The sequence below is a fragment of the Devosia sp. LjRoot16 genome, assembly GCF_964252795.1.
GTDB lineage: Bacteria > Pseudomonadota > Alphaproteobacteria > Rhizobiales > Devosiaceae > Devosia_A.
The window spans coordinates 804875-830840 of the sequence record NZ_CAXUPH020000001.1 but is presented as its reverse complement, the minus strand read 5'-3'; the positions used below and the strand labels follow the sequence as shown (position 1 = coordinate 830840).

Sequence of the window (25966 nt, the reverse complement as noted above, 5' to 3'; positions counted from 1 at the left end):
TCCCAGCCGTGTAAGGAAACAGCCGCGTGCTAGCCTACGTCATCAGGCGCGTTCTGATCATGATCCCGATGGCTGTCGCCATCAGCTTCCTGATCTATCTCGGTCTCGACGCGACCCCCGGCGACGCCGTCTCCTTCATGCTGAGCCCCGAACAGATGTCGGGCGCCAATCCCGAACGCCTCGCCGAGCTGCGCGAAGCGCTCGGCCTGAACCAGCCGCTGTTCGTCCGCTATTTCATCTGGCTCTGGGGTCTGTTGCAGGGCAATTTCGGCTACACCCTCACCGGTGGCGTGCCGATCTCGGACCTGTTGGCGCGGCGCCTGCCGGCGACGCTGGAGCTGGCCGCGGTGGCGCTGGTGCTGTCGACCGTGTTCGGCTCGATCCTTGGGATCATCAGCGCGCTCCGGCGCGGCTCGGCCACCGACAACACCCTGACCGTGGTTGGGATGGTTGGTGTTTCCATCCCCGAGTTCTTCTTCGGCCTCGTCGCCATCACCGTGTTTGCGCTGAACCTCGGCTGGCTGCCGGTCGGCGGCCGCTCGATGCCGCAATACATCACCTTCTGGGATCGCCTGCCGCATCTGGTGATGCCGTCGCTGGTGCTGTCGATCATGATGACCGCGGGCGTCATGCGCTATGCGCGCGCCGCCATGCTCGATGCGCTCAACAAGGATTTCATCAAGACCGCCCGCTCCAAGGGCCTGCCGGAATGGCGGGTCAACCTGCTGCACGGCTTTCGCGTCGCGCTCACCCCGGTGGTGGTGCTGATCGGCTTCCGCCTGCCGGCGCTGATCGGCGGCTCGGTGATCGTCGAGCAGGTGTTCCAGTGGCCGGGCATCGGCAGCCTGTTCGTCCTCTCGGTGCGCAATCAGGACTATCCGGTGGTGATGGCCGTGGCACTGATCTCGGTGGTCACCGTGCTGGTGGTCAGCGTCGTCATCGACGTCCTCACCGCCATCATCGATCCACGCGTCCGGTTGGGGAACTAGCCATGGCCCTCGCCGATATTCCGCGCCGTCGCAACCGTTTCGACCGCCGCTTCGACCGCATCCGCGAACTCGAGGAGGCCGGCCGGCTGAAGCACCCGACCGGCAGCCGGCTGCTGCGCAAGTTCATCAGCAACCGGCTCGCCGTCGTCGGGCTGGTGGTGTTCAGCGTCATCATTCTTGCCTCGATCTTTGCGCCGCTGCTGACGCCGTGGGACCCGACCAAGATCAACCTCCGCGCCATGCTGCAGCCGCCCTCCTGGGAGCATTGGCTGGGCACCGACAAGACCGGGCGCGACGTGTTTGCCCGCGTGCTCTATGGCGGCCGCATCTCGATCCTTGTCGGGCTCGGCAGCGCCGTGGTCTCGGCCATTATCGGGGTGATCGTCGGCTGCTATGCCGGCTATGTCGGCGGCTGGTTCGATGCCATCTGCATGCGCATCTCCGAGATCATCATGGCCTTCCCGGAGCTGATCCTGGTGCTGATGCTGGTCTCGATCCTCGGCCAGTCGCTTTCCAACATCATGATCATCTTCATCGTCGGCGGCTGGTGCGGCATTTATCGCCTCGCCCGCGCCAGCATGCTGTCGCTGCGCGAAGAGGAGTATGTGCAGGCGCTGCGGAGCTTCGGGCTCAGTGTGCCGCTGATCTGCTTCAAGCACATCCTGCCTAACGCGCTTGGGCCCATCATGGTCAACATCACGCTCTCGACCGCCGCTTTCATTCTCGCCGAGGCGGGCCTCAGCTTCCTCGGGCTGGGCGTGCCGATGAATATCGCCACCTGGGGCAACATCCTCAACGTCGCGCAGGATCTCGGCGTCTTGCAGAACAACTGGTGGATCTGGCTGCCGGTCGGCACCACGATTTCGCTCTTCGTTCTGAGCGTCAATTTCATCGGCGACGGCCTCCGCGACGCCACCGACCCGACGCAGCAGGGCTAGCCGCATGACCACCACCACTCAGCTGCCGGTCAACGATGTCGCGCTCAGCGTGCGCGATCTGAAGACCTTCTTTTACACCAACAAGCGCTGCAACAAGGCGGTGAACGGCGTCTCGTTCGAGATCCGTAAGGGCAAGACCCTCTGCATCGTCGGCGAGAGCGGCTGCGGCAAGTCGGTCACCGCCTCCGCCATCATGCAGCTGTTGCCGACGCTGTCGCGCATCGAGCAAGGCGAGATCGTCTACCACTCGGAGCGCGGCGATATCCGGCTCGATACGCTGGAGCGCAACGGCAAGGCCATGCGTTCGATCCGAGGTTCCGAGATCGCCATGATCTTCCAGGATCCGATGACGGCGCTGAACCCGGTCTTCACCATCGGCTTCCAGATCGCCGAGAACCTCCGCTACCACACCGCCATGCGCGGCCGGCAGTTGATGGACAAGGCCATCGACCTGCTGCGCTCGATGGGCATTCCGGCGCCCGAGCGGCGGGTCGAGCAGTTCCCGCACCAGTTTTCGGGCGGCATGCGCCAGCGCGCCATGATCGCCATGGCCATGGCCTGCAACCCGAAAATCCTGATCGCCGACGAGCCGACCACGGCGCTCGACGTCACCATCCAGGCACAGATCTTCGAGCTGATGGCGACGCTGAAGCGCGAGCACGGCACCGCCATCATGCTGATCACCCACGACATGGGGGTGGTGGCCGAACTGGCTGACGATGTCGCCGTCATGTACATGGGCAACATCGTGGAAGCGGGCACCGTCGATGAGGTGCTGCGCCGCCCCAGCCATCCCTATACCCGCGCACTGCTCGATTCCGTGCCGGTGCTGGGGCGCGGCAAGAACCAGGATATCCGCGCCATCCCGGGTTCGACCCCCGATCCGTTCAACCGGCCCAAGGGCTGCCAGTTCGCCGATCGCTGCGCTTACAAGCTCGATGCCTGCGAGACTGCCCTGCCGGCCGAAACCCACCTGTCCCCCACGCATCGCGTCATGTGCGTGCGCCACGAGGAGTTCGCCAATGGCGTCCGCAGCTGAAGCGCACGAACCGGGCGACGTCATCCTCAGCCTCAAGGGCGTCAAGGCGCATTTCCCGGTCAAGGCCGGGGTGCTGCGCCGCACCGTGGCGCAGGTGAAGGCGGTCGATGGCGTCGACCTCGATATCTATCGCGGCGAAGTGCTCGGCCTCGTCGGCGAGAGCGGCTGCGGCAAGACCACGCTCGGCAAAACCATCCTGCAGCTGGTGCGCGCCACCGCGGGCGAGATCACCTATTCCGGCGCCGAAGCGAGCGCCGATCTCACCAAGCTCAGCGACAAGGAGCTCTACGCCTATCGCAAGCGCCTGCAGATCGTCTTCCAGGATCCGCATTCCTCGCTCAATCCGGCTTTCACCATCTTCGGCTCGCTCGAGGACCCGCTGACCAAATACGGGGTGAAGACCCGCGAGGAGCGCCGCAAGATCATCGGCGACCTGCTCGAGGCGGTGAACATGCGCCGCGAGTATATGGATCGCTACCCGCACGAGTTCTCCGGCGGGCAGCGCCAGCGCATCGGCATCGCCCGGGCGCTGAGCGTCAATCCGGAGCTGATCGTCTGCGACGAGGCGGTGAGCGCGCTCGACGTGTCGATCCGCGCCCAGGTGCTGGAGCTGCTGATGCGGCTGAAGCGCGAGCGCAACCTCACCTATGTCTTCATCACCCACGATCTCAGCGTTACCGAGTTCATCTGCGACCGCGTCGCGGTGATGTATCTGGGCAAGATCGTCGAGCTCTGCCGCTCCGAGGATCTGTTCGAGCGCAAGCTCCACCCCTACACCCAGGCGCTGCTCTCGGCGATCCCGGTCGCCGACCTCGATCGGAAGAGCAATCGCGTGGTGCTCGAGGGCGACGTGCCGAGCCCGGTCAACCCGCCGTCGGGCTGCCCGTTCCACCCGCGCTGCCGCTTCCGCCAGGATGTCTGCAAGACCACCGTGCCGACGCTGAAGCGCTATTCCATCGACGGCCGTGACGATCACTACGCCGCCTGCCACCTCATCGACGCCCAAGAAGCCGCGGCCTGATCGCCCGGCGCCAGCCCCCCACGGAGCCCCAAATGCCCGCCTTCGACATCAAGTCCATCACCGGCGTCCTTCCGGCGATGGTGACCCCGTTCGACGAGAACGAGAAGCTCGACGAAAAGCGCCTGCGCGCCGTCGTCAACTTCCTGATCGAACGCCAGGTCGAGGGGCTCTACATCACCGGCTCGACCGGCGAGTCCTTCCTGATGTCGCCCGAGGAGCGGAAGCGCGTCGTCGAAGTGACGATGGAAGAGAACCGTGGCCGCGTCCCGGTGATCGCCCATATCGGCGCCATCAGCACCTTCCACTCGATCGACCTGGCGCAGCACGCCGAACGGGCCGGCGTCGACGCCATCTCCTCGGTGCCGCCGATCTACTGGGGCTTTTCCGCCGACCAGATCCACGGCTACTACGCCGACATCACCAAGTCGACCAAGCTGCCGATGATCGCCTACAACGTGCCGATGGCGGCGCTCGGCTTCGACATGATCAAGCGGCTCTCGTCGATCGATGGCGTCGCCGGGGTCAAGTACACCGCCACCACGCATCACGACATCATCCGCATCAAGGAAGAGATCGGGCAGGACTTCATCGTCTATTCCGGCGCCGACGAGATGGCGATGTCGGGCCTGAGCTTCGGCGCCGACGGCATTATCGGCTCGTTCTACAACTCGATGCCCGAGATCTGGATCGCGCTGCGCGACGCGGTCGCCGCCGGCAATCTCGCCGAGGCCAGGCGCCTGCAGGAGATCGGCAACGCCGTGATCTTCTTCTCACTGAGCCGCGGCGGCATCCCCTCGATCAAGCGCGCCATGGCCTGGATGGGGTGCGATGCCGGCTATGCGCGCAGCCCCCTCGGCGGCTTCATCGACCAGGCGGCCGATGACAAACTCAAGGCCGAGTTCCGCGGGCTCCGCGACGAGCGGAAGCTTAGCGGCGTGGCGTTTCTCGATGCGCTCTGAGAGTAAGGCATGCTGCTAGGCGCTCATAGGATGCCCCTTGCCCACCGGGTCATTCCCGCGAAAGCGGGAACCTCTGTTTTCTTGGCCTGCGGCACCATCGCAAACGGAGGTCCCCGCTTTCGCGGGGATGACCCGGTGGTAGTCGGCCAACGCAGGATGTCCCTCGGGAGAGGTCGCGACGCAGTCGCGGGTGAGGGGGCCTTACTATGACGCTCCGCACCGTCCTCACGCTCAATTCCGACCGCTCGGTTCGCAGCGGCAGCACCACCGACCTGGTGGACGCCATTCGGCGCGGTGCGGATCTCCGCATCGGTACGTCGTTCCGCCACAACGAGCACATCGACACCAAATCTTCGAGCAATGAGCTGATCGAGGAGGTGGCCGAGTTCCGCCAGACCTGGCTGCTCGACGACCGCTGGGCCGCCGGCATCATGACGCTGCGCATGCCGGTGGAGCTGCCGGAGGGCTTTGGCCCGCGTCCCTCGATGTCGTTCTTTCTCTACAACCAGGACGGCACCCAGGCGATCGCCCGGCCCTATCTCGATGGCCAGCCGCCCACCGGGCAACGCGGCCCGGCGCCGCTCGACGACCTGGCCGACATGCCGCGCTACCACCAGTTCGACAGTTTCGACGCCGGCACCAACGCGCCCTCGAGCAACTTCGTCTACGATTTCGACAGCTACCGCTTCATGGTCAACGACCGCTGGCGCGAGGTGCTGGCGCACGATCACACGGGGCGGCCGGTTTCCGGTTCGGTTGAGGCGCTCAATGCGGCGTTCCTCCGCGGCGCGCCGGTGAAGGTGGCGATCAGCAAATTCGGCGTCGGGCTGGTACCATCAGGCGAGACCGCGCCTGAGCACGAGGCCTTCATCCACTGCGGCTCCTGCTACTACTACACCGAGCAGAAACTCTTCATCACCGGCACCCACCCGGCGGTGCGGATCAAGCCGGCCATCCCGCTGCGCTACGAGTCGGGCGGCTGGGATTTCTGCTGGCTGGTGGCGCGCACCGATGGCCAGGTCGAGCGCTGGCGTTGCGATCCGCATACCCTCGCCTTCGATCGCAGCACCCATCGCTACGACATGCGCTGGTTCGTCTCGGGAGAGTAACAAAACATGCGTCTCGATCGGTTGTTGACCGTCGACGACTTCAAGCGCGTGGCCGAGCGCCGCGTCCCGAAAATGTTCTTCCAGTATGCCGACTCGGGCGCTTACACCGAGCAGAGCTACCGCGAGAACAGTTCCGACTTCAGCAAGATCCGCCTCGAGCAGCGCGTCGGCCGCGACATTTCCCGCCGCAGCCTTGCGACCACCATGCTCGGCCAGCCGGTGTCGCTGCCGCTAGGCCTCGCCCCCACGGGAGCCGCCGGCATGCAGGTGGCGGATGGCGAGATCAAAGCCGCCCGCGCCGCCGAAAAGGCCGGCATCCCCTTTACCCTCTCCACCGTCTCGATCTGCTCGATCGAGGATGTCGCCGCGGCCACCAATCGCCCGTTCTGGTTCCAGCTCTATGTGCGGAAGGACCGCGCCTTCACCGAGCGGCTGATCGACCGGGCCCGCGCCGCCAACTGCGCCGCCCTCGTCGTCACCCTCGATTGCCAGCACTATGGCCAGCGCCACAAGGACGTCCGCAACGGGCTCACCGTGCCGTTGAAGTTCACCCCGAAATTCGTCGCCGAGCTGGCGCTGAAGCCGGCCTGGTCGCTCGCCATGCTCGGCACCCCGCGCCGCAGTTTCGGCAATTTCGCCGGCCACGTCCCCGGCGCCACGACCGTCGCCGAGCTGGCGCAGTGGATGTCGCAGCAGGACGACCTGACGCTCAACTGGCAGGATCTCGGCTGGATCAAACGCCGCTTCGGCGGGCCGCTGGTCGTGAAGGGGATCCTCCATGCTGACGATGCCCGCGCCGCGGTCGCCCATGGCGCCGACGCCATCGTCGTTTCCAACCATGGCGGCCGCCAGCTCGATGGCGTCCCCTCGACCATCCGCGTGCTGCCGCGCATCGTCGATGCGGTCGGCGATAACTGCGAGATCTACCTCGATAGCGGCGTCCGATCCGGCCACGACATGCTGAAAGCCGTGGCCCTCGGCGCCCGCGCCGTCTTCATCGGCCGCCCCACCCTCTACGGCCTCGGCGTCGCCGGTGAAGCCGGCGTCACCCGCGTCATCGACATTATCCGCAGCGAAGCCGACAGCGCGCTGGGCTTGATGGGTGAAACGGATGTGACGCAGCTCGGGGCGCACAATATCGAGTCGAATGATCTGGTGCGGGGCAGCGTGTAGCTCGCAGTCGGTAATCCTCCCCCGCGTGGCGGGGGAGGGGGACCAGCGAAGCTGGTGGAGGGGGCGGCCAAACCAACCGGCGACTCCTGCTTCCCCCTCCACCACCCTTCGGGCGGTCCCCTCCCCCGCCACGCGGGGGAGGATCACTGAGAGGTCAGTGCTAGAGCCTCACCGAATCCACCAACCCCCGCGCCGTCCCATAAAACAGCGCTTCCCGCTGCGCCGTGCTTAGCCCGATCTGCCGCGCGCCGCGCTTCATCGCCCTCAGCTGCTCATAGCGGATATAGGTCATCCGTCCGTCGCAGTGGCTCAGCCCCATCGAATGGTTGGTCGGCGACAGGTAGGCCCAGGCTCGGCCATAGGTGATGTATTTGCCGCGCATCGGGCCGATCATGTCGTCCGAGCCATACATCACCCGCTCCACGCCGACCCCGGTATAGAGCGCGTCGAGCGCATCGGAATCGCAGACCGTCGAAGTGTCGTACCAGACGTTGGGCAGCCCCCTGAGCCGCGCCGCCGCCTTCTCGATCGCCCAGGCCGAATAGCTGCGCGCGCAATGCGCCAGCACCCATTTCGCGCCGGGGTATTTCTCGCTGAGCCGCACCATGTCGTCGATGTTCTCCCTGTCGGCAATGGCGTCGCGCTTACCCAGGTGCATCATGATGATCAGCCCCAGCCGGTCGGCCACCGCGATCTGTGCCTCGGGCAGCATATCGGTAATCCGGCACTGCACCGGGTCGGCGGCATAGAAGCGGTAGGGCTTGAGCCCGATCAGCCCGGTGCGTCGGATCTCGGCCTCGACCTCGGCAGCGCTCATCCCCGGATGCACCAGCATCAGCCCGTGCGAACTGCCGCCGCCCTTCGCCACCTCGGCCGCCACATAAGTGTTCGAGCCCTCGAAGTCGCAGGGGTTGGGGAAGGGGAACGGGAACGACAGCCGCTCGATCTGCCGCTCCGGGAACAGCGTTGCATCCACCTCATCGGCCAGCTCCCAGGTGACCTCGGGGAAATAGGCGCCGATGCTGCTGGCGAACGGTCCGGTGAGCCGGTTCGGGTCGAGATCGAAGGCCCAGCGATAGATATGGGTGTGGACGTCGAACACCTTGTCCGGGACGAAATCGGCGAGCTCGTCCTCCCAGATCTGCCGGTCGAGGTCGGTCGGGTCGAGATCGCGCATAAACATATCCCCCATCGCGGCGTCCGCACTTGACACCGCTACAGATGTTATAATGATAAGCTAATATTATGGGCAAGAGGCGAGGGGTTGCCGGTGACGTCATATGTCGAGGATTTCGATGACGGGCCGGGCGGTTGGATGCGCGTGGTCGACAATTTCGCCCCGCCTGCCGCGCTGTCGATCAGCAATGGCGTAGTGCGTTGCCAGGGCCCCTGGTGGGTCGATTACAACCATGCGCCGCCCGGCGGCGGCTACCTGCAGCTGCTGATGTGCATGGTCACCCACGGCCCATCCGGCGAGTCGGTGCGCGAGGTCTCGGGCGTCAACCGCTTCACCGGAGGCAGGTTCCCCACCGACTTCACCAATGCCAAAATCACCCTGCGCACCCGCGGCGAACTCGAAGAGGCCGGCACCAAACTGTCGCTGCTGATCCAGGGGAGCAAAGACGGTCTCACCTCCGGCTGGGTGCTGACCGGCCAGACCTTCGCGGTGAACGCCGAATGGACCGAGACCACCGTCACCGCCGTGCCCGACCCGAGCCAATGGACCAGTATCGGCTCGCGCCATGATCGCACCGACACCTATGGCGAAAAGCCGCTGCTCGACATCCTCGCCAAGGTGAACGTCAACATCCACATCATCATGTTCCCGGTGCAACCCCGGCCGATGGGCGAGATCAGCGGCGATCCGCACCGGCTGCGGGCAGGGCGCGACTATCCGATCTGGCCCTCCAGCATCGCCCAGGGCTATGTCGAGGTCGACCGCGTGCAGATCGATTTCGCTCAATGAGCCGCTACCCACGCACCGTGCTCGGCACGGTCTGCCTGCCCTGGCGCGACGACGGCACGCTCGATGAGGCGCTGTTCCGTCGCACCATCCGCAACCTGGTCGCCGCGGGGCTCCCCGATCTCTACATCTTCGGCACCGCCGGGGAGGGCTATGCGGTCACCGACGGCATGTTCCGCCGCGTCGCTGCGATCTTTGCCGAGACCATGCGCGAGGCCGGCGGCGCCGCGCCGATGGTCGGCATCGTCAGCCAGTCGCTCGCCACCATGCTCGAGCGCATCGCGTATTGCCGCACCCTCGGCATCGACACCTTTCAGATCTCGCTGCCCAATTGGTCGGTGGTGACCGATACCGAGATGCGCCGGGTCTTCGCCGAGCTCTGCGGCGGTTTCCCCGAGGCGAAATTCCTCCACTACAACCTGATGCGCTCCGGCCGGCTGGTCTCGCCGCGGCTCTATGCCGAGCTCGCCGAAGCCCATCCGAACCTCGTCGCCACCAAATACGGCGGCGGCGATCCGTTCCTCATTTCCGGCCTCATGCGGCATGCACCGCAGCTGCGCCATTTCCTCACCGAGCAGGGCTACTATATCGGCGCGCCCTTGGGCGAATGCGGGCTGCTGACCTCGATCTCGTCGAGCCACCCCGCCCGCGCCTTCGAGTACCTGAATGCCGGCGCCACCGGCGATTGGGCCCGCTTCGCGACGCTCTACCGCGAGCTCTGCGGTGTGCTGCACGCCTTGCTCGACAGCGCCGGCGGCAGTTTCGTCGACGGCGCCTATGACAAGACCATCCTCGAGCTCAGCGAACCGGATTTCCCGCTGAAACTGCTGCCGCCTTACGAGACAGTGGGGGATGCGGTGTACGAGGCGTATCGGGCGCGGCTTGCCGCGGAGCTCCCGGAGTGGCTGCCGGGTGGGGCGCTTCGCGATTGAGCTGAGCCAAATGATTTCGGAGTGCTTGGCGCCCCTCACCCCGCGGCGAGGCCTTCGGCCTCTCCGCCGCCCTCTCCCAGAGGGGCGAGGGGGCGTTGTGGCACTGCCCGTACAAAGTGCGTCCCCTCGCCCCTCTGGGGAGAGGGTTAGGGTGAGGGGCGCCAAGCACTCCGGATGAGCCGCTCGATCCCTTCTCCCGTCAGGGGAGTGGGCGACTACTAACCGCACTGGCAATCCGCCATACCCCGTGCGCGTCGCAGCAGGCGTAGTACATGCGCATCCGGCCATCGCCGAGATCGATCAGCGACATGTCCTCGGCATGCACCGCGTCGATCTCCCCTCCGCCATAACCATCGCCCTCGATAGCGATGCCGGCGCGCCGCCAATCCAGCCCGTTCTCTGACTGCGCCACGAGAATGCGTGAGCGATAGCCGGATATATCGGCGGCGATCGAGGCCGCCGCGAAATCGGCGCTCATCCCATTCGCCACCGCCTCGGCATCGAGGCTAGGGTGCACTGGCGCCACTACTCCCGGCGGCAGGTCCTGCCAGGCCGAATAGAACATCGTCCACATCTCATCAGGCGCCCGTGGCGCGATCACCTCGGCTGCGGTGATCCCGGCGCTGTCGATGCTATCAGTCCGGTCGCGCAGCCGATATCCGGGCTCCACCTCGAAGCTCAGCCCGTCGCGCGTCACCGCGCTCACCACCGGCGTGCCGAGCCGCCTACCCTCCACAACCTCGGCGCGAAACACGAACAGGCGTCCACTGCCGTCACCCAGCGACAGGAAACGCGGCGCGCCGACCCCACCGTCGAGCCGGATGCCTGGCTCCACCGTCCAGTTCACCTGGTCATCCGAAATGGCGCTGCCGATCACCGTCGGCCGATCCGCCCGGCCGCGCCCCTCGAAATACATCCGCCAGCGGCCATCCGGCAGTTGCGTCAGGCTCGGCGCCAGCACCCGCAGCGCCATGTGCGGCAGCGCCGGATCGGGCGCCACGCGGATCCCCGGCTCCGGTTCGAACCGCAACCCGTCCTGCGACACGGCGCTGAGGATGTAACCCTGGCAATCAGCGAACGGCTTGTCCGGTCCGACCGCCGTGTAGAACAGCCGATACCCGCCTGCCGGCGCCTTGACGATGCACGGCGCCTGCACCTTGGAACGATCGAGGTCGCGGCTGCCTTCGATCCGCGCCCCGGCTTTCTTCCGCCAGTTTTTCTGCATTGAGGATCAGGCTCTTCCTTGACGGCTACTTGGTTATTCTCATAACAATATAGCATTACGTCAATGCTCGCCGTAGCGAGTGAATGGGGGAGACGGAATGGGCAAGGGGCAGGACCTCTGGAAGACGGCGAAGACCGTCATACCTGGCGGCAATATGTTGCTGTCGAAGCGCCCCGAAATGTTCCTCCCCGAACAGTGGCCGGCCTATTTCTCGAAGGCCGCCGGCTGCCACGTCTGGGATCTCGACGGGCGCGACTATATCGACATGTCGATCATGGGCATCGGCTGCAACACGCTCGGTTATGGCCGGCCGGAAGTCGATGACGCTGTCAAGCGTACCGTTGACCTTGGCAACATGGCGACGCTCAACGCTCCCGAGGAAGTCGAGCTGGCGCAGCGCCTGATTGACCTGCACCCCTGGGCCGACATGGCCCGCTTCGCCCGTTCCGGCGGCGAGGCCAACGCCATCGCCATCCGCATCGCCCGCGCCGCCTCCGGCAAGGACGGGGTGGCGCTCTGCGGCTATCATGGCTGGCACGACTGGTATCTCGCCAGTAACCTCGGCGACGAGAGCAAGCTCGCCGGGCACCTGTTGCCGGGGCTCAGCCCCAATGGCGTGCCCAAGTCGCTGCGCGGCTCGGTGTTCACCTTCAACTACAACAAGCTCGACGAGCTCGAGGCGCTGATCCGCAAGGAAGAGATCGGCGTCATCAAGATGGAAGTGTCGCGCAACTACGACCCCGATCCGGGGTTCCTGGTCAGTGTGCGGAAGCTTGCCGACCAGCACAACATCATCCTGATCTTCGACGAGTGCACCTCCGGCTTCCGCCAGGCTTTTGGCGGCTTGCACAAGGTCTATGGCGTCGATCCCGATATGGCGGTGTTCGGCAAGGCGCTCGGCAACGGCTATGCCGTCACCGGCGTCATCGGCAAGCGCGACATCATGGAAGCGGCGCAGAACACCTTCATCTCCTCGACCTTCTGGACCGAGCGCATCGGCTCGGTGGCGGCGCTCGCCACTCTCGATGTGATGGAAAAAGAACAGTCCTGGCAGAAGATCACCGACACCGGCCGCGCCATCACCGCGCGCTGGCAGGCGCTGGGCCAGAAATACGGCCTGCCGCTGGTCACCGCGGGCGTGCCGGCGCTCACCGGCTTCAGCATCAAATCGGCCAACGGCCTCGCCTACAAAACCCTGATCACCCAGGAAATGCTGGCCGCCGGCTACCTCGCCGCCACCAGCGTCTACACCTGCACCGAGCACACCCCCGAAATCGTCGACGGCTATTTCGCCGCGCTCGAACCGATCTTCAAAACCATCAGGGAATGCGAGGATGGGCGGGATATCGATTCCTTGCTGAAGGGGCCCATTGCCCATAGCGGTTTCACCCGGCTCAACTGAGATTTTTGCATGTCCCTCCCGCCGCTTGCCTCTGCCGACCTCGCTCCCTTTGCCACGCTGGTCTGTGCTGAAGGCGGCAAGTTCACCACCATCCCCGCAGTGCTGGAGCCGGGCGATGTCCCCGGCCAGCACGCCTTCGCCGTGCTCTGCCCGCAGCCGGTCGACCCCCAGGCGATCAGCATCACCTTCCTCGAGCGCCATCCGCACTCGACCCAGACCTTCGTACCGCTGAAGGTCGGCCGCTGGCTCGTGCTGCTCGCCCCGACGCTCGCTGATGGCACGCCCGACCTCGCCAATATCCGCGCCTTCCTTGCCGGTCCGGAGGATGCCGTCTGCATCCATCGCAATGTCTGGCACGCCGGCCTCACCGTGCTCGACCGGCCGGCGGAGGTGGGGATGATGATGTGGCGCTCCGCTGCCGGCCCCGCAGCCGACGGCATCGTCTTCGAACTCAAAACTCCCATCGTTCTCAGCGTGTGAGGCACGTCATGACGCGACTGGTCTACATCTCGGGCGAACTGGTGCCCGAGCATGAGGCGCGGATCTCCATCTTCGACAGCGCCATCATGCTGGGCGATACGATGACGGAATCGACCCGCACCTTCCGCCACGTCCCGTTCAAGCTCGACGCGCATATCGAGCGGCTCTACCAATCGCTGAAGCTGACGCGCATCGATCCGCAAATGAGCCCCGCCGAGATGAAGCGGGTGACGCTCGAAGTGTTCGAGGCCAATCGGCCGAACTACGCCCCGCACGAGGACGCCTGGATCGTCCACAACATCTCGCGCGGCCTGTCGGTCGCCGGCGCCGATCCGACCAAGCAGCTGGGCGCCGCCACGGTGATGATCTTCACCCAGCCGATGAACCTGTTGCCCTGGGTCGATTTCTACTCGAAGGGCTGCCACGGCGTCACGCCGATGAGCCGCATGGTGCCGAGCCAGTCGCTCGACCCCCGCATCAAGAACCGCAGCCGCCTCGCCTACACCTTGGCCGAAATGGAAGCCAAGCTCGTCGACCCCCAGGCCCAGAGCGTCATCCTCGACCTCGATGGCCACGTCGCCGAAAACAAGGGCGGCAACATTTTCTGCGTCACCAAGGGCGTGCTCCGCACCCCCTCCACCGTCAACTGCCTCGCCGGCGTGAGCCGCGCCACGGCGCTCGAACTGGCGCAGGGCCTGGGCATCCCGACCGAGGAAACATCGCTGCTGCCCTACGACCTGGCGACGGCCGACGAAATGTTCTTCACCTCGACCCCGTACTGCATCATGCCGGCGACCAAGTTCAACGGCTTGCCGGTGGGGGATGGGCAGGTTGGGCCGGTGACCAAGCAGTTGCTGGGGGCGTGGAGCGAGTTGGTGGGGCTGGATATTGTCGCGCAGGCGGAGGGGCAGCGTTGAGACTAAGCCTCGTCCTTGGGCGGCTCATATTCAACGATGTGCCTCGCGCGCTCGTAGAGCTCGTCAAACGTGAAAATCTCGGGGGAGCGAAGGCTACGGCGGTAGATCTCAAACGACCGATACTTCTGGTCGTTGACGCCATGTTCACCCATCAGTTGATCGAGGTGCCCAACGACGAGGTAGGCACGAGGCTGGACAAAGTGAAGTTCCTCTCCGGTCTTGTCGCCACCCGGACCTTCAATTCGTAGGGAATGCCCAAACGCCTCCACGGCGATCTGCACAGACACCTGCACCTGTGCCACAGCGGCTGAAAGCTCTCCTGAGGGATGATAGACGCCTTCTCGGAGAGACTTCGAGTCGAGTAAGTCAACGCCAAATGGCGATTTGATCTCGACGACGGCAAGGCCGCTGATGAGCGCGTTACTCTTCATCACCGCATCGGCTTCTTTGCCAACGCCGCCTATGCCTCTCCCTTGCAAATAGACTTCGAGGGAGCGGCGCGAGAGCTTGCTTAGGGGCATATAGCTGAGGCCGTACCCAAAGATCCATGGGTTCTTCTCGAAGAAGGCTTGCCAGAGCTTCTCCGGTCCGCCGAACAGCAAACGCTGTTCCTCCCGAAAGCTCTCATCATCTAGCAGTCGCTTGAAGTGGGCGAGTTCCTTTCGCCGGTAGGCGACCGCCTGCAGGTCGCGCAGGGAATACTCCTCCTCTACGAACCTCGCTAGGGCTTCCGCCTTCGCCGGATCGTACTTGGTGACCGCCTCCAGCTTTTCAAAATCGATGTCTGCGGCCACGAGGACTGTTTTGTTCTCGTCATCCTGCACCCAGAAATTCGCCGCGCGATCAAGCGTCGTGCGTTTGATGCGATCAATGAATTCTAGGAACTTTCTGCACTCGGCTGCACTGAGCGCGAAATATTCCTCAGGCTTGTTTGCGCCATTCCATCGCTGAACTGTTAGCGAGTGAAACGGGCGGCCCTCCGTCTCGTAAATTGTAGCGGTGGCGCGTAGCCGGCCCTTAGGGGTCTGGCGCAGCACCATCTGATCTTGGACCTTGGCGGCCATGATCGCATCGTCGCCTTCGAACATATGCGAGACCTCTCGACGGAACCCCGTCGTAGCGCTGAACTCCGTCCATCCGTCGTCGTATTTCTTTGGCATGAGGCTCCCCGATCCCCGAGGGCACTCTACAGGAGCAGGCCTAGACTTAATATCTGCGCCAGATTTGTCGGCGAAGTTTCCCCACACACGAGTGGGGTCCCCGCCTATACACAATGGGCATCCCTAGATTGCACGGACTAATGCTCGCTAGGCAGTCTGCCCGGCGATCTTGGGCTCTAGCCGTGCACAAAAACAAAAGGCCTCCCGTGAGGGAGGCCTTTGCGTTTGCCATTGGTGCCCTGGAGAAGACTCGAACTTCCACGTCTTTCGACACACGGACCTGAACCGTGCGCGTCTACCAATTCCGCCACCAGGGCAATCCGATGGGCGCCGTTCACTAGGTGACTGCACGGGGGCTGTCAACTCGGTTTCTTGCCCGACCACACCTCGTCCACTCGACACGTCGGGGCGTGCAGGCTAGAAGCGGCAAAACCCTACACCGATTGCCTTGCCCGGAGCCGCCTCAAGCCATGGAATCCACTTCGAACCTGGTCACCATTTTCGGCGGCGCCGGTTTTATCGGGACCCAGGTGGTGCAGTTGCTGGCCCGTCGCGGCTATCGCATCCGCGTCGCGGTGCGCCGGCCCGATCTCGCCGGTCACGTCCGCCCGCTCGGCGCCGTCGGGCAGGTGATGCCGATCCAGGCCAATATCCGGAACCGCGAATCGGTCGAGCGCGCCATCCGCGGCGCGGGCGTCGTCATCAACCTCGTCGGCATCGGCCACGAGAGCGGCAAGCAGCGTTTCCGCGCTGTGCATGCGATGGGCGCCAAGAACATTGCCGAGGCGGCCAAGGCGCTCGGCGTTAAGGAACTGGTGCATATCTCGGCGCTGGGCGCCGATACGCAGGCGCCGAGCGGCTATGCCCGCTCCAAGGCGCTGGGCGAAACCGAAGTGCTCGCTGCCTTTCCGTCGGCCGTGGTGATCCGTCCTTCGATCGTCTTCGGGCCGGGCGACGGCTTCTTCAACCGCTACGGCATGCTGGCCCGCATGCTGCCGGTGCTGCCGGTGATCGGCGCCAAGTCACGGCTGCAGCCGATCTATGTCGGCGACGTCGCCGAGGCGATCTGCCGTGCGGCCGAGGGTCAGGTGAAGGGTGGCAAGATCTATGAGATCGGCGGCCCCGAGGTCGCGACCCACAAGGAACTGGTGGCGCGGGTGTTGACCGATACCCTCCGCACCAACCTGCTGCTGCCGCTGCCTGCCGGGCCGGCCAAGCTCCTGGCGCTGCCGCTGTCGCTGCTCCCCTCGCCGCTGATCACCAGCGACCAGGTCGACCAGTTGCAGGCGGACAACGTGGTGTCGGAAGACGCCAAGCGCGAAAAGCGCACCCTCGCCGCGTTCGACATCGCGCCGACGGCGATGGACGCGATCCTGCCGAGCTATCTGTGGCGCTTCATGAAAAACGGCCAGTTCGACCGCCAGACGGCGTAGTCGGACGAGAGAGCTCACTGCTGCCCTCTTAACTGCTGCCACTGCGGTGGCTGTGGACCCCCACCCTTGATCCCTCCCCGCAAGGGGGAGGGAGACGCAGACTGCGATGCCAGTGTGAGGGTCTCCCTCCCCCTTGCGGGGAGGGGACAGGGGTGGGGGTCAGCCCGCGCCGACGTTAGAGATGCTCGCTACCGAACATCCGGCGGCACGCCGATATCCCGCAGCAGATGCGGTGACAGCTGGTCGAGCGGCGTTCGCCGCGACCGGCGCAGGGTGCGTTTCAGCATGGTGTTGGCGTAGCGCCGGAGCACCAGTGTGCGGAACCAGGCGCCAAAACCCCGCGTCGGCAGGTCGGCGCGCAAGACGTTGATGCCGGCCACCGCCTGCCGCAGCTCCGCCGCGTCGCGAGCCCGCTCGTTCTTCACCTGCTCGAAAGCCATTTCGCGTCTCCTCGAATCTTCAAGAAACGACTCTATGGCGCTAAGACTGACACCCGCTGTCAGGGTTGCTGGTGTAGAGAAGATTTATGCGTGCAAGTCGCCTCCTCACCATTCTGATGATCCTCCAGACCCGGGGGCGGACCAGTGCCGAGACGCTGGCCGAGGAACTCGAGGTCTCGGTCCGCACCGTCTATCGCGACATCGACCAGCTGAGCGCCGCGGGCGTGCCGGTCTATGCCGAGACCGGCCGCAATGGCGGCTTCGCCCTGCTCGATGGCTGGAAGACCCGGCTCAACGGGCTGACCGCGCCGGAAGCCCGGGCGCTGTTTTTCTCGGGGTTGCCCGGCCCGGCCGGGGAACTCGGGCTCGGCGAGGAGGCAGCGCAGGCCGAGCTGAAGCTGCTCGCGGCGCTGCCGTCGGACTGGCAGGCCGAGGCGCGGCGGATGAGCTCGCGCTTCCATCTCGATCCGCGCGGCTGGTTCCAGCCCGGCCACAAGCCGGAATTCCTGAAGCTGGTCGCCGAGGCGGTGTGGAGCGAAACCCGCATCGCCATCCGTTACGAGAGCTGGAAGGACGTGAAGGACCGGGTGATCGAGCCGCTCGGCCTCGTCTTAAAGGGTGGCGTCTGGTACGTCGTGGCGCAACGCGACGGCAATAGCCGCACCTACCGGCTGTCGCAGATCCAGGCGCTCGGCCCCACCGGCCAGACCTTCACCCGGCCCAAGGATTTCGACCTGCCGTCGTATTGGCAGGAAGCGACCAAGCAGTTCGAGCGCGATATCTATGTCGGCATTGCCCATGTGCGCGCTACCGCAGTCGGGCTGCGCAAGCTCAGGGATCTGAGCGACACGGTGCGACGCGCGGTCGAGGCACTGGCGCCCACGCCCGACGCCGATGGCTGGTGCGAGCTCGACATCCCGATCGAAGAAGTCGGCTGGGCCAGCCACGAGTTCATCAAGATCGGCGACGATGTCGAAGTGCTAGGCCCGCCGGAGCTCAGGAGCCGTGTCGTCACCAATATCAGCAAGATGGCGCGAAGGTACGGGATTACCAGCTAAAGAGTGGCATGTAACCGCCGTGGCGGTTATCAATCCACATGCCGCGCCCAAAGCTTGTTTCCGACGATCAGGTCCTCGATGCCACCCATGCCGCCATGCTGCGGCTGGGGCCGGAGCGCTTCACTCTCTCGGATGTCGCCGAGGCGGTGGGGCTGAGCCGCGCTGCGCTGATCCAGCGTTTTTCCGACAAGCGCACGCTGCATCTGAAAACCCTGGAGCGCTCGACCCAGGAGGTGCGCGATTACTTTGCCGCCGCTCCCCGGGAGCAGGGGCTGATCCCGCTCTGGGCCATGCTGCGCGACCTGATCAGTGGCATGGGCTCGGGCGAGGGCTTTGCCGGCTACCTGCTGCTCGCCTGGGGTGACATCAACGACGCGCAGCTGAACGCGCTGGCCCGCGAGCGCAACCAGCTGGTGCGGGCGGCAATCCTCGAGCGATTGCCGCAGACGGCCGACCGGGCCGAGTCGGCGGCGCTGATCCAGATGGTGATCCAGGGCGCCTGCATGCTCTGGCTGGTCGAGCCGCAGGGGACGCTTGCGGGGTATACCGAGGCCGAGACGCGCAAGGCGATCGAGCGGCTCTATCCGGGCGCGCGGCTGGAGTAGGCGACTGATAGAGACGGCCCCCTCCCATCCTCCCCCATGAAGGGGGAGGTGCCGCATCGAGTGTTTGGCACGATCGAAGACAGAGCCTCGACTCTTCACCTCCCCCCTTGTGGGGGGAGGCCGGGAGGGGGCCGTCTCTCTCAGTATGTCATCTTGATTTATAACCAACGTGTAAGTTATAAATGATAGATGCAACCCGCGCCCTTCGCCCTCGACCTCAGCTCCGCCGCCTTCGATGCGCTCAACACCAGCCCGCGCCTCACCTACCGCGAGCTGTTCTCGCCGCACGATGATCTCCCCAGGCCGCTGCGCCGCTGGGCTGCCGCGCACGACATTGCGCCGCGCGCCCTGACCCGTCGTGACCGGCAACTGGGCGGCACCTCCGAAAAGCACCTGTTCGGTTTGCGTGACGGCTATGCAGTGGAATCCGTGTTGATCCGCCGGCGTGATGGTTTCACCGCCTGCATCTCGTCGCAGGTCGGCTGCGCGTTCGCCTGTCAGTTCTGTGCTTCGGGGCAGGCCGGGTTGAAGCGCAACCTCTCGCCCGGCGAGATCGTCGAGCAGGTGGTGCGGCTGGGGCCGAAGGTGAACCGCATCGTCTTCATGGGGATCGGCGAGCCCCTGAACAACTACGACAACGTGCTGGCGGCCATCCGTATCCTGCGGGATCGGCGCGGGCTCGATTGGGCCACCACCGGCATCACCCTCTCCACCATCGGCATTCCCAAGGGGCTGAAAGCGCTGCGCGAGGAGCATCTGGGGCTCAACCTCACCATTTCGCTGCACGCCACCACCGACGAGACCCGCGGCCGGCTGATCCCCGGTGCGCGCAAACACGTCATCGCCGACGTGGTCGGTGGCGCCTTGAGCTGGGCCCGCCGGCACAACCGCATCGTCACCTTCGTCTACCTGCTGCTTCCTGGGATCAACGACAGCGACGCCGATCTGCGGCGGCTCGTCACCATGTTCCGCAACGAACCCGCCCGGCTCAACCTGATGCGCTGGAACGAAGTCGACGGGCTCGGCTTCGGCCGCATCTCCGATTTCAGGCTGATGCAGTTCCGCGCCGGGCTGGAACGCGCCGGCATCCCGGTGGTGGTGCGCGACACCCAGGGCAACCGCATCGACGCCGCCTGCGGCCAGCTCTGGCTGCGTGACCTCCGCGGCCAGCTGGTGGCGCGGGCGGCTTAGTGAGAGCTACGCTGTGACCGGTGCGTCCTGCCCCTCACCCTAGCCCTCTCCCCGCCGGGGAGAGGGGACGCAGTCTGCACCAGCAGTGCCCCATCGCCCCCTCTCCCCCGCTGGGGAGAGGGTCGGGGTGAGGGGCAGTCCAAATCGAACGCGCCGGCAACATCCTACCCCCGCAGCGCCAATAGCCGCTCGACGCCGCAGCCGGAGATCACCATGCGTTCCTTGCCGTTGCCGGTGAGTTTGGCGCCCCAGTCGACGACGCCGCCATCGGCCAGCTGCATGTCGCCGGCGAAGATGTGGAAGCAGAAGCCGGCATAGTAGCCTCCTGCCGCCTCGCGTCCGACCTCCTCGAACAGCTCCGCGCCATTCGCCTCGGCGACGCCGCGCAACGCCTCGAGCCGGGCGTCGACATCTGGCGCCGTCGTCCGGGTGTAGCCGAGCCGCAGCGCCGTGCCCGGCGCCAGAAACTGCCCGAACGCTTCGAGCAGCAGCCCCACCTGCCGGCGCAGCGCCTCGGCCTCGAAACCGTAGCCGCCCCGATCGCGCCCGCTGCTCGCCAGGGCGAACAGCCGGAAATGCGCCAGCATTTGCACGGGTTGACGGCTGACACCATCGATACGGCCTGCGGCCCGCCCGTCGCCATAGTTCTGCGGCCGCACCACCCGATGGCTGGTCGTGAGGTGCACATCGCCGCCGCCGCCCTGGCGCAGCCGCGCCGCCTCGAGCGCCAGGACGTTCGTCGGGTCCGACACCACTTCGCCCCGCCGCGTCGTGCCGATCGACCAGTCCTGGTCCACCGTCGCCACCACCGAGCAGGCGCCGAGCGGCGTCACCGGCGACAGTTCGACCGGCTCGAAGCGCCCCTCGCACAGGCCGAGCGCCAATTGTTCCCAGGCCAGCAGCGCCGCCCGGTCCGGCCGGGCCACGCCAAAGAAGCGGCTGGTGGCAAAATCCTTGAGCAGTTCGGCCGGGCTGCGCTTCTTGGCGCGGCGGCGGGTCACCTCGATCAGCAGCGACTGCAGGTCGGACGGATTAAGCCGGTCGGCGAGAATCTCCGCCAGCCCTTCGACGCCGCTCTCGCGCTCGATCCGCTCAATAATCCCGCTCATTGCCAATCCTCCTTATCGACCCATTGCAGGGCTAATGAGAGGGATCAAGCCCCCGGCTTTGACATCGGCGCCCGCGCTAAGTAACCAAGTGGTTCGGAGGACCCGCTGACCATGACTTTGCTCGACGACTTCAGGCTGTTCGATGCCGAACCCAAGGCGCGTGGCGTGGCGCAGGCGCTCTATGCCGGGATCAAGGACCTGCCGCTGGTCTCGCCGCACGGCCACACCGAGCCGCGCTGGTATGCCGAGAACGAGAAGTTCCCCGATCCGGCGCAACTGCTGATCGTCCCCGATCACTATGTCTTCCGCATGCTGTTTTCGCAGGGCATCCGCCTCGAGGACCTGGGCGTCCCGACCACCGACGGTTCGGCGGTCGAGACCGATGGCCGGAAGATCTGGCGGCTGTTCGCCAGGAACTACTACCTGTTCCGCGGCACCCCGACGCGCTCCTGGCTGGACCACACCTTCGCCACCCTGTTCGGCGTCACCGAGCGGCTGAGCGCAGACAATGCCGATGCGATCTACGACCAGATCGCCGAACGGCTGCAGCGCGACGATTATCGCCCGCGCGCCCTGTTCGAGCGCTTCAACCTCGAGGTGATCTCGACCACCGACGCGGCGCTCGATGATCTCAAATGGCATCGGATGATCCGTGACAGTGGCTGGAAGGGCCGGGTGGTCCCGGCCTACCGCCCCGATTCGGTGGTCGATCCGGATTTCGCCGGCTTTGCCGGCAATCTCGACAAGCTCGGTGAGATCACCGGCGAGGATACCGGCCACTGGAACGGTTATCTCGAGGCGCACCGCAAGCGCCGCGCCTATTTCATTGAGTTCGGCGCCACCTCGTCCGACCATGGCCACCCGACCGCCGAGACGGCGAACCTCCTCCCTAAGGAGGCCGGGCAGCTCTATGACAAGGTGCGCTCCGGCAAGGCCGATGCGCGCGAGCGCGCCCTGTTCCGGGCTCAGATGCTCACCGAAATGGCCCGCATGTCGATTGATGACGGGCTGGTGCTGCAGATCCATCCCGGCGCCTGGCGCAACCACTCGCCTTCCATGTTGCAGAAGTTCGGCCGCGACAAAGGCTTCGATATCCCCTCGCGCACCGACTATGTCGGCGCACTGAAGCCGCTGCTCGATGCAGTGGGCACCGACCCGAAACTGTCGATCATCCTGTTCACTCTCGACGAGAGCGTTTATGCGCGCGAACTGGCGCCGCTGGCCGGCGTTTATCCGTCGCTGAAGCTTGGCCCGCCCTGGTGGTTCCACGACAGCCCGGAGGGGATGCGCCGCTTCCGCGAGATGGCCACCGAAACGGCGGGTTTCTACAACACGGTCGGTTTCAACGACGACACCCGCGCCTTCCCCTCGATCCCGGCGCGCCACGATGTCGCCCGCCGCGTCGACTGCGCCTTCCTCGCCCGCCTCGTCACCGAACATCGGCTCGATGAGGACGAGGCCCACGAAGTCGCCAAAGACCTCGCCTACAACCTGGTCAAGAAGGCCTACAAACTGTGAGTGACAGAATGTCCCCCCTCTTTGCGCAGCCCGGCGACGGCAAGCACACCGAGCTCAATGGCTCGTCCCGCCGCGTCATCCTCGACCTGCCCGAACTGATGCTGGTCGAGTTCACCTTCGACGAGGGCGGGATCGGTGCGCTGCACTCGCACCCGCACCTCCAGACCAGCTATGTCGCCGAAGGGGTGTTCGAGGTGACCATCGACGGCGTCACCCAGACCATCGGCAAGGGTGGCGCCTATATCGTGCCGTCTGGGCTGGTGCACGGGGTCAAGGCGCTGGAAGCCGGCAAACTGATCGACAGCTTTACCCCGCGCCGCGACGATTTTTTGTAGGCGGCGGCACGGTGCTCCGGCATGGGCGGCCGAGCCATCGTGCCCTCCAGCGCCCCCTCTCTTGCAAAATCTAAGGCTTAGCCAAACGGCTAAACCTAAGATTTTGCTTTCTCCCCCGCCAAGGGGGAGATGATCGGTGGCCTCCACCTACATCGGAGCATCAGTCGGGACTCTCCCCCTTGGCGGGGGAGAAAGCGAAAACTTGGGCTTAGCGCAGCTAAGTCCTTAGTTTTCGCAAGAGAGGGGGTCCTGGGAGCCATCCGAGCCATCCCTCATCCAACGGTTCCCTATATGCGATAGCCCTGCCGGACCTGAGGTGATCGCCGCGCATGCGCGCAAGCGCGGACCCATCTGCCCCAGACCGTCCGTCACCAGGTATCGATGCCGGCGCGCGCCAGCTTGAAGCCGTGGGCTTCGTCCTCGGTCGTGCAGGTGAGGCCGGTTTTCTTCGAATAGCAGACGAAGCCTTCGATCGACGCCCACTCGCCGTAGTGCAGCACCTGCTCGGCTCCGCAGCAGCTGGCGTCGCCAACCTCGTCGAGTTCTTCGGCGCTATCGGCGCCGAGCACGACACGGACATATTCCGGTTCGACCCGGTCGCACATGATCTCGGGGCCGCCATCCTCCGGCTGATAGACGTCGGTGCCGCCTTCCGGGGTGACGATGCAGCCGACATTGCCCGAGGGCATGACGAATTCGATCTGCCCGTTGTCGTTGGCGTCTAACTCGACCTCCGCGGCGGCCGCCGGCATCGCCAATAGGGCCACGAACGCGACGCCGAGCATCAATGACCTGAACATTGGAGTCCTCCCTCCGTGCTGAGCGGGAGACTGCGCCTGCGCCGCTGAAGCCGCGATGAACCGGGTAGTCATCGCGGCGGAGCCAGCCGAAGCCCGCGGCGGGACGATTTCCTCTGAATCGTGACGCTGCCGATCACGTTTCCTGTTCTCCCCGCAATTCACACCGCCCAGCAGTTGTGATCACGGCCGCGTTGAGCCAGTGGAACGCCGGGTGCAGCGTCGCATTAGCGCGCAAGTACAACTACGCAGGAGACTACGCATTGGACGATAGCTATCGCGGCTACATCATCCGCGTGACGCGTGCCGCCCAATGGCATGCCATTCTGCTTGAGCCCGGCACCGGCGCGGTGCTGCCGACCAAGGCCACGGCCCTGTTGCGCGAAGGGCGGGGCATCGCCATGGACCGCGCCCGCAAGCTGGTCGATCTCTACGCTGCGGGTTTCGAGGAATTGCGCGACCACGCCGCCTGAGCCTTATTCGACCGTGACCTCCAGCCGTTCGCCGGCCACCACGCTGATGCTGGTTTGTTTCGGCTCGCCTTCGGCCGGCGATGCGACCACCAGGTAGTCGCCGGCGGTCAGCGTGGTTTCGAGCGCCCCGCCAAAGCCGTAGGTGAAGGATTTGCGGTTGCCCTGGATATCCGCCTTGGCGCCGAACACCTCGACCTTGTCGGTGCCTGGCGCGGTGATCGCCACGACCCCGGCGCCGAGGATGGCGCCGACCTCTGTCCGCTCGCCGGTTGCGATGCTGAACGGGGTTTCCAGCGTCGCGCCGCCCACCGTCGACACCAGCACATAATCGCCCGGCGGCAGCTCGAAATTGTGGTCCGGGCCATAATTGTAGGCCACCGACTTGCGGTTGCCCTGGATGTCCTTTTTGGCCTCGAGGATCTCCTCGAACAGGTCGCCGTCCTCGACCTTCATGCCCTCGACATAGAAGGCGTTGACCGCCGCGACGCCGACCCCGACGACGATATCCTTGACCACCGTGGTATCGGACTGCACCGGCACCAGCTCGGACACCTTGCCGCTGCCGATGCTCACCTCGACCCTGGTGTCGCCGGCCGGCACATAGAGCTTGGTCTCGCCGTAGTTGGTCGTGCTCGCGCCGCCGGGGAATTCGGTGAACACCGCGGCATTGGGGTCGGGTTCGGCGTCGGCTGCCGGCAATGGCCGGATGATCAGCCGGCCCGCATCGAGCACGAACAGCGGCTCGGCGACCGTCCCCGCCTCGATCGTCACCGGCTGTTCGAGCTTGGCGAAGTCGAGCGTGGCGCGCACCACATAGGCGCCGGGTTCGAGATTGGTCTTCCAGTTGATGCCGTAATCGGTGGTGACGTACTCGCCGAGGCTGCCATCCGGATTGGCCTTGTAGACCTCCCAGACCAGGCCCGCCTCTTCGTCCAGCGACTCGCCGCCTTCGGCGAGGCTCGCATCGGGATCGAAATTGAACTCGGCGTTGGCGGGCCCCGGGGCAGGCGCCGGTTCGGGCTCCGCCGGCGCCGCAACCTCGGCCACCGTGCTCTTCAGCGCCTCGGTCAGCGTCTCTTCGTCGCCCGCCGCGATATACTTGCCGCCGGTATTCTCGGCGAGGCAGGCGACTTGCTTGCCCTCTTCGTCGGTGAGCCCGAAGCCGACCACATGGGTGGTGAAATCGACGCCCTGGCCTTCGAGCGTCGAGGCCAGCGCGCAAGGGTCGGCCTCGCAGGTCTCGAGCCCGTCGGTGATCAGGATCACCGTCGCCTTGTCCTCGGTGTATTTGAGGTCCTCGGCCGCCAGCTGCACCGCCGCCGAGATCGGCGTCTTGCCGGTCGGCGTGATTCCCGCAGCCGCCTCACTGATCGCCGCGCCGGTTCCGGCGGCCGGCGGCACCAGGAGTTCGATGTCGTCGCACGAACCCTTCTCGCGATGCCCGTAGCTCATTAAGCCGAGCTCGAGCGCCTCGGGCACCCCCTCCAGCACCGTGTTCAGCGTCTCGCGGGCGATCTCGATGCGGGCCTTGCCGTCGATCTGCGCCCACATCGAGCCAGAGCCATCGAGGATGATGATCGCCTTCTCGGCGGCCGAGGCGGGCATGGCGAAGGCCAGCGGGCCCAAAAGCAGCAGGGCAAGCAGCCCCGACAGCAGCGAACGGATCGGCAGCAGCATCGAAATCCCCCTCGGGTGCTGAG

Annotated in this window: 26 protein-coding genes and 1 tRNA gene; 19 read left to right on the top strand and 8 right to left on the bottom strand. The window is 65.5% G+C overall.

The window, feature by feature from the left end:
• The first annotated feature begins 26 nt into the window (after nucleotides 1–26).
• The 7 genes from ACSQ23_RS03885 to ACSQ23_RS03855 all read left to right on the top strand — a co-directional run bounded on the left by ACSQ23_RS03885 (nucleotide 27) and on the right by ACSQ23_RS03855 (nucleotide 7228).
• Nucleotides 27–989 carry an ABC transporter permease gene (locus tag ACSQ23_RS03885; RefSeq protein ID WP_436089776.1) on the top strand — a complete coding sequence of 321 codons (963 nt, stop codon included), beginning with the start codon at nucleotides 27–29 and terminating at the stop codon, nucleotides 987–989.
• A 2-nt stretch (nucleotides 990–991) separates the two neighbouring features.
• Nucleotides 992–1927: an ABC transporter permease gene (locus ACSQ23_RS03880; protein WP_055872881.1), complete on the top strand. Its 936-nt coding sequence runs from the start codon at nucleotides 992–994 to the stop codon at nucleotides 1925–1927.
• Nucleotides 1928–1931: 4 nt separating this feature from the next.
• Entirely contained in the window at nucleotides 1932–2966 is a 1035-nt protein-coding gene (locus tag ACSQ23_RS03875) for an ABC transporter ATP-binding protein (RefSeq protein ID WP_055872876.1), read from the top strand.
• Nucleotides 2950–3987 (top strand): ABC transporter ATP-binding protein, encoded by a 1038-nt coding sequence (locus ACSQ23_RS03870; RefSeq protein WP_436089775.1) that lies wholly within the window; start codon nucleotides 2950–2952, stop codon nucleotides 3985–3987. Before ACSQ23_RS03875 ends, ACSQ23_RS03870 begins: the two co-directional genes overlap by 17 nt.
• A gap of 32 nt (nucleotides 3988–4019) precedes the next feature.
• Nucleotides 4020–4946, top strand: a complete 927-nt coding sequence (locus ACSQ23_RS03865; protein WP_436089774.1) for a dihydrodipicolinate synthase family protein — start codon at nucleotides 4020–4022, stop codon at nucleotides 4944–4946.
• Between the two features lie 206 nt (nucleotides 4947–5152).
• Nucleotides 5153–6055, top strand: a complete 903-nt coding sequence (locus ACSQ23_RS03860) for a hypothetical protein (protein WP_436089773.1) — start codon at nucleotides 5153–5155, stop codon at nucleotides 6053–6055.
• A 6-nt stretch (nucleotides 6056–6061) separates the two neighbouring features.
• On the top strand, nucleotides 6062–7228 hold the full coding sequence (locus ACSQ23_RS03855; protein WP_436089772.1) for an alpha-hydroxy acid oxidase: 1167 nt from the start codon (nucleotides 6062–6064) through the stop codon (nucleotides 7226–7228).
• A gap of 160 nt (nucleotides 7229–7388) precedes the next feature.
• Here ACSQ23_RS03855 and ACSQ23_RS03850 read toward each other — a convergent pair whose 3' ends face one another.
• Nucleotides 7389–8405 (bottom strand): amidohydrolase family protein, encoded by a 1017-nt coding sequence (locus ACSQ23_RS03850; RefSeq protein ID WP_436089771.1) that lies wholly within the window; start codon nucleotides 8403–8405, stop codon nucleotides 7389–7391.
• A gap of 93 nt (nucleotides 8406–8498) precedes the next feature.
• On the opposite strand from ACSQ23_RS03850, the gene ACSQ23_RS03845 reads away from it, so the two are divergent.
• Nucleotides 8499–9194: a hypothetical protein gene (locus ACSQ23_RS03845; RefSeq protein WP_436089770.1), complete on the top strand. Its 696-nt coding sequence runs from the start codon at nucleotides 8499–8501 to the stop codon at nucleotides 9192–9194.
• Nucleotides 9191–10123, top strand: a complete 933-nt coding sequence (locus ACSQ23_RS03840) for a dihydrodipicolinate synthase family protein (protein ID WP_436089769.1) — start codon at nucleotides 9191–9193, stop codon at nucleotides 10121–10123. Before ACSQ23_RS03845 ends, ACSQ23_RS03840 begins: the two co-directional genes overlap by 4 nt.
• 199 nt (nucleotides 10124–10322) lie before the next feature.
• On the opposite strand, the gene ACSQ23_RS03835 is transcribed toward ACSQ23_RS03840, so the two are convergent.
• Complete coding sequence (locus ACSQ23_RS03835) at nucleotides 10323–11348, bottom strand: hypothetical protein (protein WP_436089768.1); 1026 nt, start codon at nucleotides 11346–11348, stop codon at nucleotides 10323–10325.
• A gap of 97 nt (nucleotides 11349–11445) precedes the next feature.
• Here ACSQ23_RS03835 and ACSQ23_RS03830 point away from each other — a divergent pair, with 97 nt between their 5' ends.
• From ACSQ23_RS03830 to ACSQ23_RS03820, 3 genes are read left to right on the top strand one after another with little or no spacing between them, the layout of a single operon-like run.
• A complete protein-coding gene (locus ACSQ23_RS03830) occupies nucleotides 11446–12750 on the top strand; it encodes an aminotransferase class III-fold pyridoxal phosphate-dependent enzyme (protein ID WP_436089767.1) in 1305 nt (434 codons plus the stop codon).
• Nucleotides 12751–12759: 9 nt separating this feature from the next.
• Nucleotides 12760–13230, top strand: coding sequence for an ureidoglycolate lyase (locus ACSQ23_RS03825; protein WP_436089766.1), 471 nt, complete (start codon nucleotides 12760–12762; stop codon nucleotides 13228–13230).
• Nucleotides 13231–13238: 8 nt separating this feature from the next.
• Nucleotides 13239–14147 (top strand): aminotransferase class IV, encoded by a 909-nt coding sequence (locus ACSQ23_RS03820; RefSeq protein WP_436089765.1) that lies wholly within the window; start codon nucleotides 13239–13241, stop codon nucleotides 14145–14147.
• 2 nt (nucleotides 14148–14149) lie between these two features.
• Here ACSQ23_RS03820 and ACSQ23_RS03815 read toward each other — a convergent pair whose 3' ends face one another.
• Entirely contained in the window at nucleotides 14150–15307 is a 1158-nt protein-coding gene (locus tag ACSQ23_RS03815; RefSeq protein ID WP_436089764.1) for a Shedu immune nuclease family protein, read from the bottom strand.
• A gap of 232 nt (nucleotides 15308–15539) precedes the next feature.
• Nucleotides 15540–15624: transfer RNA gene (locus tag ACSQ23_RS03810), tRNA-Leu, on the bottom strand.
• Nucleotides 15625–15777: 153 nt separating this feature from the next.
• Here ACSQ23_RS03810 and ACSQ23_RS03805 point away from each other — a divergent pair.
• Nucleotides 15778–16740 (top strand): complex I NDUFA9 subunit family protein, encoded by a 963-nt coding sequence (locus ACSQ23_RS03805; RefSeq protein ID WP_055998476.1) that lies wholly within the window; start codon nucleotides 15778–15780, stop codon nucleotides 16738–16740.
• Nucleotides 16741–16928: 188 nt separating this feature from the next.
• Here the strand turns inward: ACSQ23_RS03805 and ACSQ23_RS03800 are convergent, their stop codons facing one another.
• A complete protein-coding gene (locus tag ACSQ23_RS03800) occupies nucleotides 16929–17180 on the bottom strand; it encodes a hypothetical protein (protein ID WP_436089763.1) in 252 nt (83 codons plus the stop codon).
• Between the two features lie 86 nt (nucleotides 17181–17266).
• Between ACSQ23_RS03800 and ACSQ23_RS03795 the strand changes: the two genes are divergently transcribed.
• The 3 genes from ACSQ23_RS03795 (at nucleotide 17267) to rlmN (ending at nucleotide 20034) form a co-directional block, all read left to right on the top strand.
• Complete coding sequence (locus ACSQ23_RS03795; RefSeq protein WP_436089762.1) at nucleotides 17267–18238, top strand: helix-turn-helix transcriptional regulator; 972 nt, start codon at nucleotides 17267–17269, stop codon at nucleotides 18236–18238.
• Nucleotides 18239–18276: 38 nt separating this feature from the next.
• A complete protein-coding gene (locus tag ACSQ23_RS03790; RefSeq protein ID WP_055876094.1) occupies nucleotides 18277–18843 on the top strand; it encodes a TetR/AcrR family transcriptional regulator in 567 nt (188 codons plus the stop codon).
• A gap of 189 nt (nucleotides 18844–19032) precedes the next feature.
• Nucleotides 19033–20034 (top strand): 23S rRNA (adenine(2503)-C(2))-methyltransferase RlmN, encoded by a 1002-nt coding sequence (rlmN, locus tag ACSQ23_RS03785; protein ID WP_436089761.1) that lies wholly within the window; start codon nucleotides 19033–19035, stop codon nucleotides 20032–20034.
• 164 nt (nucleotides 20035–20198) lie between these two features.
• Here the strand turns inward: rlmN and ACSQ23_RS03780 are convergent, their stop codons facing one another.
• Nucleotides 20199–21143 carry a hypothetical protein gene (locus tag ACSQ23_RS03780; protein WP_436089760.1) on the bottom strand — a complete coding sequence of 315 codons (945 nt, stop codon included), beginning with the start codon at nucleotides 21141–21143 and terminating at the stop codon, nucleotides 20199–20201.
• Between the two features lie 111 nt (nucleotides 21144–21254).
• Between ACSQ23_RS03780 and uxaC the strand changes: the two genes are divergently transcribed.
• Entirely contained in the window at nucleotides 21255–22661 is a 1407-nt protein-coding gene (gene uxaC, locus ACSQ23_RS03775; protein ID WP_055876103.1) for a glucuronate isomerase, read from the top strand.
• 8 nt (nucleotides 22662–22669) lie between these two features.
• Nucleotides 22670–22996 (top strand): cupin domain-containing protein, encoded by a 327-nt coding sequence (locus ACSQ23_RS03770; RefSeq protein WP_082527932.1) that lies wholly within the window; start codon nucleotides 22670–22672, stop codon nucleotides 22994–22996.
• Nucleotides 22997–23364: 368 nt separating this feature from the next.
• Here ACSQ23_RS03770 and ACSQ23_RS03765 read toward each other — a convergent pair whose 3' ends face one another.
• On the bottom strand, nucleotides 23365–23796 hold the full coding sequence (locus ACSQ23_RS03765) for a hypothetical protein (protein ID WP_436089759.1): 432 nt from the start codon (nucleotides 23794–23796) through the stop codon (nucleotides 23365–23367).
• A 260-nt stretch (nucleotides 23797–24056) separates the two neighbouring features.
• Here ACSQ23_RS03765 and ACSQ23_RS03760 point away from each other — a divergent pair, with 260 nt between their 5' ends.
• Nucleotides 24057–24266: a hypothetical protein gene (locus tag ACSQ23_RS03760; RefSeq protein ID WP_055876112.1), complete on the top strand. Its 210-nt coding sequence runs from the start codon at nucleotides 24057–24059 to the stop codon at nucleotides 24264–24266.
• A 3-nt stretch (nucleotides 24267–24269) separates the two neighbouring features.
• Here the strand turns inward: ACSQ23_RS03760 and ACSQ23_RS03755 are convergent, their stop codons facing one another.
• On the bottom strand, nucleotides 24270–25943 hold the full coding sequence (locus tag ACSQ23_RS03755; RefSeq protein ID WP_055998491.1) for a vWA domain-containing protein: 1674 nt from the start codon (nucleotides 25941–25943) through the stop codon (nucleotides 24270–24272).
• Between the last annotated feature and the right edge of the window lie 23 nt (nucleotides 25944–25966).